This is a genomic window from Pseudogemmobacter faecipullorum, assembly GCF_020539525.1.
In the GTDB taxonomy this organism is placed as follows: Bacteria; Pseudomonadota; Alphaproteobacteria; order Rhodobacterales; family Rhodobacteraceae; genus Pseudogemmobacter; species Pseudogemmobacter faecipullorum.
Genome location: NZ_JACDXX010000020.1, coordinates 54,958 through 64,384, shown reverse-complemented (window position 1 = coordinate 64,384; position 9,427 = coordinate 54,958). Strand labels below are relative to the sequence as shown.

Sequence of the window (9,427 nt, the reverse complement as noted above, 5' to 3'; positions counted from 1 at the left end):
TCATGGGTTTCGCTGGCGCGGTCCTTCGGCTCTTCATCATCTTCAACTCCAACTGGGATAAAGATGAGCCGCAAAGCCTCCGCTACGCAATCACGCCAAACTGTTCCAAGGGTGCTGATGGCGGACAATGACGAGCGGCTGACCGGCAGCGCCGATCCGATTGGCCCGCTGGGCGATCTCGATCCGGGCGAGAGTCTGATCTGGACCAGCGATGCCAATACGCTTGGCCTGCCGATGGCGGTGACGCCTGATCAGGCCGAGCTGGATGCTGGTGTGCTGCCGAACGCGGCCCGCACCACCGGCGATTTCGGTGGCGAGGAAGTAGAGGCCGAGGATGAGGTCACTGTCGGCCTCGTGCCGCAGGCGGTGCTGCGTCTGGAGAAATCCGGCACGCTCGACGCCGGGGGTGACGAAATCAGCTACAGCTTCGCGGTCTATAATGACGGCCAGGTGACGCTGAAAGATGTGGTGATCCGCGATCCGCTGCTGGGGACCAGCTGGTCGCACAGCTTCGGCGCCGATGTCACCCTGGCCCCGGGGGCGGATCCGCTGATCTATACCCTGACCCCGGCCGAAGCCTATGTGCTGCTGGCTGCCGACCGTGAACGCGGCTGGGTCTATAATAAGGCCAATGCCAATGCGGTGCCCGATACGGATAATCCGCTGATCGAGCCGCCGCTGCCGGCCGAGGCCGAGGCGATCACTGCCGTGCCGGGCACGCCGCTGCTGCAGCTGACCAAAGTGGCCGATGATCGTGATCTGACCACGCCGCCCGAGATCGGCCAGCGCATCTATTACACGCTGACGGTTGAGAATATCGGCCTGGTGACGGTGCAGGAGATTGACGTAACCGATGCCCTGCCGGGCTTCAGCTTCGACGGGTCGGGCACGCTCGACAGTCTGGCTCCGGGGGCGAGCCATGACTTCACCGGCAGCTATCCGCTGCGCCAGGAGGATCTCGATGCCGGCAAGGTGATCAATACCGCCCGAGTGGAGGGGGCCTGGGTCCCTGAGGACCTGCCGAAGGATCCGCCGCCGTTCGACACCGATCCGCCGGGCCGTACCCCGGTGGAAGAAGGCTCGCGCGATCCGGTGTCCGGCGATTCCGAGACCAAAGTCGATCTGGTCATGGTCGGAGAGTTCACCGCCACCAAGACCGCCGATCTTGAGCGCGTCTCGCTGGGCGATACGGTGAGCTACACGCTCAGCTTTACCAGCCAGTCGACGGGCCTCGTACGCGCACTCGATATCATCGACATGCTGCCCAAGGGTCTGATCTATACGCCGGATTCGGCTGTGGTGACGATTGCCGGGGGCACGCCCCTGGCGATGGAGCCGGTGGTCTCGGGCCGTCGTCTGACCTGGAGCATTGCCGATATCCCGCGCCTTGCGGTGGTGAAGGTCAGCTTCAAGGTCAGGGTCAGTGCGCTTGCGCCTTATGGCAAGCTGACCAACCAGACCTGGAGTGAAACCCCTGAGGGGGAGCGCAATTCCAACACCGCCACCGCCACGGTTCTGCGCGAGCCGGACCATGTGTTCGAATGTTCGGATGTGACCGGCAAGGTGTTTGATGACCGCAATCACAATGGCCGTCAGGATCCGCTGGATCGCTCGGCGCTGACCAATGATGACGTCTATACCGGCAAATTCGGCAAATATGAGGATATGCCGAAAGAGCCGCAGGGCGAACGCGGTCTGCCTGGCGTGCGTCTGGTCACCCCGACCGGCACGGTGATCACCACCGATCAGCATGGCCGGTATTCGGTGCCCTGTGCCGAATTGCCGAAAGACCTTGGCACTAACTTCACCCTGAAGCTCGACACCCGGTCTTTGCCGAGTGGCTACCGCGTCACCACTGAAAACCCGCGCACTTTGCGGCTGACAGCTGGTAAGGCGGCCGAGATGAACTTCGGGGCGACCCTGTCGAAACTGGTGCGGCTTGATCTGTCGTCGGTGGCCTTCCAGGGCGCGGGGGCCGAGCCTTCGGCCGCACTGGACCGGGCGCTGCGCGACTTTGCGGCAGCACCGGGAGAGGGGCCTCTGGTCTTGCATCTGGGCTATCACCTGCGAGAGGGCGAAAGCCGTGATCTGGCGCGTAAGCGACTGGATAATGTCGAGAAAATCCTGGTGAAAAGCTGGAGCGGCCGTCGTGCCAATCTGCTGATCGAGCGCAGCTACACGCTGACCGGCAAGTGAGAGTGAAGATGAAGATGACTAAATTTGCCGGGTCGCGTCCGGGGGGCTTTGGATTTGCCGGCCGGGTCACTGCCAGTTCCGCTCTGGCACTCTGGGCCGCCCTTTCGGGGGCGGCCGCCGAGCCGGTCCGCCAGACCACCGGTGCCAATAGTGAACGCGCGCCGGATGTGCTGCCGCCCTCGGGTTTCCTGCTCAGCCTTGATGGCCGTCCGCAGGGTGCAGATGCCGGGTATACCGATGAAGAGCGCCGGGCCGATCTGCGGCTCGACCGCAATGATGTCACCGTCAGTTTCGACGGTCTGGGCGCACAGCCCCGGCTTGACGCCTTTGTCACCTCGCCAAAGGCGATGCGCTCGGGCGCGGCGGTGCAGTTTGAAAGCCGGATGAACTATCCCGCCTTCGTCACCCGCGGCGAGATCCGGCTTTATGCCGGCGAGGGTGAGCGCCTGGTGCAGACCGCGGCTCTGGCCCCGAATGGCCAGGTCAATCTCACCCTGCCGGCGGGCGCAAAGGGGCTGAGCTACAGCTACCGGGTCTATGATGCCAATGGCCGTTATGATGAAACGGCGCTGATGCCGCTTTCGGCCGAGGCCGGGCGGCCGCTGGCGCGGCAAAGCACCGAAGACGGCGGCACCGATGCCACCGCCAGCCGGGCGATCCCGGTCAGGGGCGGGGCGGTCACGGTCCATGTGCGCAATCTGATGGCGGGCAGCAGGGTCTCGGCTCTGGGCACCACCGTCTCGGCCAGCCGCGACGGCTCGGCGGTGATCAACCGCATCCTGCCGGTGGGCAATCATGAGGTGGCAGTCTCGGCGCGCGGCACCACGATCATCCGCCCGGTCGAGATCCCGGCCAGCGACTGGTTCGTGACCGGCGTTGCCGATCTCACGCTCGGGCGGCGCAGCGGCGGCTTTGAGGATCTGGGGCAGGGCCGCGACATCCGCTATGGCCGTCTGCAGGGCTATGCCAATGGTCATACCGCCAGCGGCTGGGAGATCACCGCCTCGGCCGATACCCAGGAAGATGACCTCGAAAACCTGCTGCGCAATATCACGAAACGTGATCCGCGCGCGGTGCTGTCGCGGCTCGATCCCAATCTCTACTACCCGACCTATGGCGATGACAGCGAGCTGCGTGATGATACGCCGACCTCAAGCGGCCTTTACCTGAAGGCCGAGCGCGAGGGCAGCCATGCCATGCTGGGCGATTTCCGCTCTTCGGTGACCTCGACCGAGCTGCTGCGCAATGAGCGCCAGCTCTACGGCATCCAGGGCGTCTATCGCAGCCCGGAGCAGACCTCGCGCGGCGAGGCCCGTTTTGCCGCCGAGCTCTATGCCGCCCAGCCCGAAGAAATGGCGCGCCGTGATCAGTTCCGCGCCACCGGGGGCTCGTCCTATTTCCTGTCGCAGCGCGATCTCTCGGTCGGCTCGGAAGTGGTGCAGATCGAGATCCGCGATCCCGATACCGGTCGCATGATCAGCCGCCAGACCCTGAGCCATGGCCGTGATTATGAGATCAATTACGCCCAGGGCCTGGTGATGCTGCGCCGCCCGCTGTCGAGCTTCGTGCAGGATGCGGGCTTTGTGGCCGGGCCGGATCATGACGGTCAGTATCTGATCGTTCAGTATGAATATGTGCCGCTGTTCGAGGATCTGGACGGCTATTCCACCGGCGGCCGGGCCGAGGCCTGGCTGGGCGATACTGTGCGGCTTGGCGTGACCGGCAGCTCGGACAGCACCGGCACCGCCGATCAGACGGCGGCCGGGGCAGATCTGCGGCTGGCGCTTGGCGAGAACAGCTATCTGCAGCTCGAACATGCGCAGAGCGAAGGCCCGGGCTATGGCTCAACCTTCTCTTCGGATGGCGGCATGAACGTGACCGAGCGTCCGGCCACCGGCGGCGAGGGGGCAGCGACCCGGCTCGATGCTCAGCTTGATGCGACCGAGATCGGCCTTGGTTTCGAAGGCGCTTTGCGCATGTCCTATGAGGCCCGCGAGGCCGGCTTCTCGACGATGGATCGCCAGACCGATCGCGATGAGACCATGGGCGAGATCGCGCTGAGGCCAGGCTTTCAGACCGGGCCAGCCTGCGGCTGGGCTACAGCCGCTATGAAGAGGATCTGGCCGATCAGAAGACCGAAGGCTCGGCCGAGCTGGATTACCGTCTGAGCGATAACACGGAAATTTCGCTGGGCTATTACCATCTGGATCGGCTCGACAGCGACCGCCCGGATCGCAGCGGCTCGCGCGATGATCTGGGGCTGCGGCTGCGCTATAAGCTCTCGGAGCAGCTGGTGGTCTATGGCTATGGCATCGGCAGCGTCTCGCAGAGCGGCGATATTGCCCGCGGCGACCGTGTCGGCCTTGGCGCTGAATGGCAGATCAGCGAGCGCTGGTCGGCCAGCGGTGAGATTTCAGACGGGGCAGCCGGTGAGGCAGGCCGGGCGCAGCTGAATTATCAGACTGCCGGCGGCGCGGCCTGGATCGGCTATGAGCTGGAAGCAGACCGCGACACCGACAGCAGCGACCGGCTGAGCGGCGAGGATGGCGGTAAGGTCGTGCTCGGCGGGCGCAGCAAGATCTCGGATCAGCTGAACCTGATGACCGAGACCAGCTATGATATGTTTGGCGACAAGCGCAGCCTCAGCACCGCCTATGGTGTGGAATATCTGCAGCACAGCCAGCTGACCCATGACTTCCGTTATGAATATGGCCGGGTGCATGACAAAGGCGCGGGCGATATCGAACGGCGCGCTTTCTCGCTGGGCACGCGCTATGACAATAAGGCAGGCCTCGCGGTCAAGGGCCGCATCGAGCTGCGCCAGGACGAAGAGGAGGGCGGCAGCGCGACCGGGGTCGAGAATTCGGTGCTGCTGACCGGCGGGCTGCGCTATGATCTGGACGACAGCCGTCGCCTGATCGCCAGCGCCGATCTGCTGCGCTCGGATGGCAGTTCCGAGGACAGCCGCGATTATACTGATATCGTGCTGGGCTATGCCATGCGTCCGGTCGAGCATGATCGCTGGACCGTGCTGGTGAAATATCAGTACTATTACGACCTCTATGGGCAGATGCAGGGCGGCACCGATCTGCGCGGCCCGCGTCAGCGCAGCCATGTGTTCAGCCTCGACGGCTCTTATAAAGTGGCCCAGAACTGGACGCTCGGCGCGAAGATCGGCGGCCGCAGCTCTGAAAGCCAGGGCAGCGATGGCAGCTGGTCGGATAATGATGCCTATATCGGGGTGCTCAATGCGCGCTATCACCTGCCGCATCGCTGGGATCTGCTGATTGAGGGGCGCTATCTTGGCACCCAGCAGGCCGAGCTGGACCAGTCCGGTCTGCTGGTGGCGGGCTATAAGCATATCGGCGAGCATTATATGCTGGGGGCGGGCTATAATTTCAGCCGCTTCTCCGATGATCTGACCGATCTGGTCCAGGACGATAAGGGCTTCTTCATCAACCTGGTCGCCACCTACTGATAAGGCTGGTCCTGCCGGTGTGAACAGCACGGCAAGGGCCGGCCGCCAAAGATCTGGCCTTGCCTGGCCATTGATTCCGCCTGAGCCGCAGCTGTGGCTCAGGCGGATTTTTTCTGGCCGCTGACAGGGCCTTTGGTTCTGGCCTGGGCAGAGAGCGCGCCCCGGATCCGGGTGGCGGGGTGCAGGCGCCGGCGGTGTCTTTCACTCCGGGATGGGATCACCCCGCCCCGAGCGGGTGGTTCCGGCTGCGGAGCCGGGCAATGCCAGGCGCTTGCCCGGGCGATGATTCTGTCCGGGCGGCGCGGGCAGAGGTGCTGCAGGGCCGGGAGTGGTTCGGGTAAGCTGAGGGAAGCGTTGAGAAAACAGCCCTATGCGGCGATGGGCTGCCTGGCCCGGCTGCTATCTTTTGCTCGGCATTCCGCCAGGGCAGGGCCCGGGGTGAACTTTTGGCGCGAGGGATGTTTTTTCCGGCGAAAGCCGCTTGACGCCCCCGGCGAGAGACCCTAATCAGGCCGCACGACAGGGGTATAGCTCAGCTGGTAGAGCGACGGTCTCCAAAACCGTAGGTCGCGGGTTCGAGCCCTGCTGCCCCTGCCAATCTTCTCAATAGCTTAGACAACGTTGCAGCTGACCAGTTAGGGGCAGTTGGGCAATTAGTTGGGAGCTATGTTCGCGATTTATGCGCTTCCAGCTTGCGAATTGCACTGTCCGCCATCCGTGAATCCCGGCTCAGATAGTGCGCGTCCAGTATGGCGCCCACGTCCCGCAGGCTGTGCCCGGTGATGGTTCCGATCTCTGCCTCGGAGCACCCAGCTATGGCCAGTCTGGTCACGGCGGTCCCCCGTAGATCGTGAAATGTCAGGCCGGTCACCTGTGAGGCAGCTACGGCCTTTCGCCACGAGGCGCTGAATCCCATACTGGTCCAGCTGGTGCCGGTGATTGTGGTCAGGATGGTGACGGCTGCTTTTGGCGTGGCGTCCAGTAGCACCTTCAGAGGCGCGCCGACCGGTATCACCACGCGGCGGCCGGTCTTGTTTTGTCGCAGTCTGATGTGGGTTCCGTCATAAGCGCTCCACGTGAGCCCCAGCAGGTCTCCCTGCCTTTGGCCGGTCCAGACTGCCAGCATGTAAGCCAGCCACAGGCGCGGCGGAGCTGATGCTTTGAAAGCTGCCTCATCGGCATCTGTCCACACATTTTCTGCGCGCCCGCTTCGATAGACCTTCCCGGGCTTCTCACAGGGGTTCGCTAGCGTGAGGCCGCGATCATAGGCCCATGCGAGGATCGACGCGAACGTGGCAAAGGTGTAGTCGGCCTGCCGCCGCGATTTCACGGCCATCTGGTCGCGCCAGGCAAGAAAGTCAGCGCGGGTGCGGCGGTCGGTCAATGCGGGCAAAGGGAAATCCCCGAACTCGCGCTCGATCAGGCGAATATGTTTGACGTAATCTTTCCTCGTGCGCTCAGCGAGGTCAGTCCATTTCGTCGTTTCCTGATACTGGTTCAGCAAACTCTGGATTGTGCCAGCGGGGGCCTGCGCCTTCTGCCGGTGGGCCTCCTGGTATGACGCGATGAACTCTGCGCTGCCCGGCTCACCAGTGAGCCGGGGGCCGCCCTTCCACGCATAGAAATAAGTCACGCGCTCACCGCTGGCGAGCCGTTTAGTCAGACGGTTAATGCCCTTGAGCATGACGCGCATCGCGCTTGGATCTCCACTGGTCATAGGGTGTTGCGGGAGCCTCTACGGGCTCGGGCAGATATCTGGTGGTGATTCCATCTTGCACAATTTCCACCACCGCGCGCGGGTCTTCAGCTCGACCGGCCTTGATGCGTCGCCGAATAGCCGCCTCAGTAAGGTCTGGGCGCTTTCCCATCTTCACCCTCCCTCCATCTCATAATCGTCGGTCCGCTCGAGCCGCTTCCGGCATGGCCCAATCCATCCCTTTTCCGGAGGCAGATTGTGGCCGTGCTTCCAGACCATCCAGCAATAGGCCGTGGCTGTGCTGCCCTTGGCCGATAGCTTGCCTTTGTGCATCACCACCCGCTCGGAAAATTGCAGCTCGATGGATGGCGGCGTCTTACTGAACAGGTCGGTGTATCTGCCCACGCCTTCTGAGAAGGCAGACCGGACAATGACGGCGCAACCTACGCGGCTGGTCAGCAGGGCGCGCTGGATGAACCTCTCGGCCAACTTGAACGGCGGATTCGCGAAGGTCCAATCGACCGCCTCCGGCACCTCCATGCCCACATAGTCGAAGGTCGGATAGCCAGCCCCGTAATCGTGGATATCTGACGCATCTACCGCGCCGAAGAACTCGGCCAGCGGGCGGACCATGTGGCCACGGTTCGCACAGGGTTCTCTTACGGTCTGATCCGGGCCGATCCAGCCGCGCGCAGCTAAAAGCTCCAGCAGCGCTCGCGTTGCCCAGGGGGGCGTCGGGAAATCGTCCAGGCTGTCGTGCGGCTCTGAACGCTGCTGCATGACGGCCGCGCTTCGGTTTTGCCCGGTCATTCCCCCAGCGCCTCCCGCGCGATCTGCTGGCACTCTGAAACGATGATGGTGCGGGAAATACGGGTCAGCGCGGCGCGCAGCTCCAGCACCTCGGCGGCGAGGGCCCGCGATGCCTTTTCCAGCTTCAATGTCGCAGCGCTGCTGACCACGGCCCCCTTGCCGTCGCAGAATTTGCAATCTTCCGTCTCGCTGCCGCAGGTGCATTCTGCATCCGCGTAGCCGCACATTTCATGGCCACGCCCGTCGCAGAAGACGCAGGGATCGGTCGCATCGACCAGCGCCCGCAGCGCCTCGGCATCCATGCGGCCCGTCATGCCGTCACCAGCGCGGCCGGGCCGTCGCCTTCGCGCGCGATTTGCAGCTCCAGCTCGGCCACGCGCTGCAGCAGATCCGCCTCGTCATAATCCCTGTTCTCATATGGGGAATGCCAGCCCCTTACCGTCTCGTTGAGCATCTGCAGCTCGTCCGAGCGCTTCACTGCATGGGCGACGCAGAAGCTCACGTCAGCGTAGAAAGTGCAAACCTGCTCACCCTCATAGATCGGGGCGCGGCAGGTCTCGCAGGTGGCGACGGCTTCTTTGGTTTCGGTGGTCATGCTGCCTCCTATGTGATGCTGGCGGGCGCGAGGTCGAGCGGGCACCAAGGCTGCACCGTATCGCCCGCCTCGCGATCCGGGAACCTCTTGAAATCCATGGCGGCACACTCGTAAGCGCCGCCGCTGTAATAGCTGCCGTGCGGGCATTCCCGGCAGTTGCGGATAATCTTCATCACCATGCGTGGTCGATCCATCATCACTCCCCCCTCCCTTGCGCATAGGCCATGGTCAGGATGCCGACGAAATACGCGGCGGCGGGGGCGAGGCAGTCTGCCGTGGTGAGCGGGATCATGGGGTGGCCTCCGTGCGGGCGGCGAAGAGGTCGTTCAGTGCGGAGGCTATTGCCTCGCTCATCGCGATCTGCAGATCCTTCTCGCGCAGCGCGTCGGTCTGGCACATGAAGGCGACTTGACCGGCAAAGCGGGTCCCATCCTCATGGATATGGACAGCGCTGCCGACGACACTGGAATAGGCACCTACTTTTGCAGTGAGTTTCATCCGTCTCTCCCATATCTCAGCCGCTCCCGGCTCTCTGTGGTGGTTTCCCGCATTGTCACGGGCGCTGTTCCGGCGGGCGTGATCTCGTAATCCTTGAGGCCCAGATCCATTGCGCGGGCGTCACCGTCTGCGATGCTGGCGCAGGGCCAGTGGT

The 9,427-nt window shown here is 63.6% G+C and carries 9 protein-coding genes and 1 tRNA gene; 4 read left to right on the top strand and 6 right to left on the bottom strand.

Annotation, left to right across the window (positions count from 1 at the left end; all coding sequences use genetic code 11):
- Positions 1 to 117 precede the first annotated feature (117 nt).
- From H0485_RS17730 to H0485_RS17715, 4 genes are all read left to right on the top strand, one after another.
- Positions 118 to 2,196, top strand: a complete 2,079-nt coding sequence (locus H0485_RS17730) for a DUF7507 domain-containing protein (protein ID WP_226937280.1) — start codon at positions 118 to 120, stop codon at positions 2,194 to 2,196.
- Between the two features lie 8 nt (positions 2,197 to 2,204).
- Complete coding sequence (locus H0485_RS17725; protein ID WP_226937279.1) at positions 2,205 to 4,364, top strand: hypothetical protein; 2,160 nt, start codon at positions 2,205 to 2,207, stop codon at positions 4,362 to 4,364.
- Positions 4,365 to 4,489: 125 nt separating this feature from the next.
- Entirely contained in the window at positions 4,490 to 5,674 is a 1,185-nt protein-coding gene (locus H0485_RS17720; RefSeq protein ID WP_226937278.1) for a hypothetical protein, read from the top strand.
- 521 nt (positions 5,675 to 6,195) lie between these two features.
- Positions 6,196 to 6,271: transfer RNA gene (locus H0485_RS17715), tRNA-Trp, on the top strand.
- Between the two features lie 67 nt (positions 6,272 to 6,338).
- Here H0485_RS17715 and H0485_RS17710 read toward each other — a convergent pair.
- The 6 genes from H0485_RS17710 to H0485_RS17685 form a co-directional block, all read right to left on the bottom strand.
- Complete coding sequence (locus H0485_RS17710) at positions 6,339 to 7,391, bottom strand: tyrosine-type recombinase/integrase (RefSeq protein ID WP_226937277.1); 1,053 nt, start codon at positions 7,389 to 7,391, stop codon at positions 6,339 to 6,341.
- A 153-nt stretch (positions 7,392 to 7,544) separates the two neighbouring features.
- Positions 7,545 to 8,180: a hypothetical protein gene (locus tag H0485_RS17705; protein WP_226937276.1), complete on the bottom strand. Its 636-nt coding sequence runs from the start codon at positions 8,178 to 8,180 to the stop codon at positions 7,545 to 7,547.
- A complete protein-coding gene (locus H0485_RS17700; RefSeq protein WP_226937275.1) occupies positions 8,177 to 8,494 on the bottom strand; it encodes a hypothetical protein in 318 nt (105 codons plus the stop codon). Before H0485_RS17700 ends, H0485_RS17705 begins: the two co-directional genes overlap by 4 nt.
- Positions 8,491 to 8,775 carry a hypothetical protein gene (locus H0485_RS17695; protein WP_226937274.1) on the bottom strand — a complete coding sequence of 95 codons (285 nt, stop codon included), beginning with the start codon at positions 8,773 to 8,775 and terminating at the stop codon, positions 8,491 to 8,493. Before H0485_RS17695 ends, H0485_RS17700 begins: the two co-directional genes overlap by 4 nt.
- An 8-nt stretch (positions 8,776 to 8,783) precedes the next feature.
- The gene (locus H0485_RS17690) at positions 8,784 to 8,954 is read right to left on the bottom strand and encodes a hypothetical protein (RefSeq protein ID WP_226937273.1); all 171 of its coding nucleotides are present in this window, start codon (positions 8,952 to 8,954) and stop codon (positions 8,784 to 8,786) included.
- A gap of 109 nt (positions 8,955 to 9,063) precedes the next feature.
- Positions 9,064 to 9,273, bottom strand: coding sequence for a hypothetical protein (locus H0485_RS17685; RefSeq protein ID WP_226937272.1), 210 nt, complete (start codon positions 9,271 to 9,273; stop codon positions 9,064 to 9,066).
- Positions 9,274 to 9,427 lie beyond the last annotated feature (154 nt).

Coding starts and splice junctions, on each gene's coding strand:
- H0485_RS17705 (WP_226937276.1), bottom strand. CDS start 8,180: ATGACCGGGCAAAACCGAAGCGCGGCCGTCATGCAGCAGCGTTCAGAG.
- H0485_RS17725 (WP_226937279.1), top strand. CDS start 2,205: ATGAAGATGACTAAATTTGCCGGGTCGCGTCCGGGGGGCTTTGGATTT.
- H0485_RS17700 (WP_226937275.1), bottom strand. CDS start 8,494: ATGACGGGCCGCATGGATGCCGAGGCGCTGCGGGCGCTGGTCGATGCG.
- H0485_RS17730 (WP_226937280.1), top strand. CDS start 118: ATGGCGGACAATGACGAGCGGCTGACCGGCAGCGCCGATCCGATTGGC.
- H0485_RS17690 (WP_226937273.1), bottom strand. CDS start 8,954: ATGGTGATGAAGATTATCCGCAACTGCCGGGAATGCCCGCACGGCAGC.
- H0485_RS17695 (WP_226937274.1), bottom strand. CDS start 8,775: ATGACCACCGAAACCAAAGAAGCCGTCGCCACCTGCGAGACCTGCCGC.
- H0485_RS17710 (WP_226937277.1), bottom strand. CDS start 7,391: ATGACCAGTGGAGATCCAAGCGCGATGCGCGTCATGCTCAAGGGCATT.
- H0485_RS17685 (WP_226937272.1), bottom strand. CDS start 9,273: ATGAAACTCACTGCAAAAGTAGGTGCCTATTCCAGTGTCGTCGGCAGC.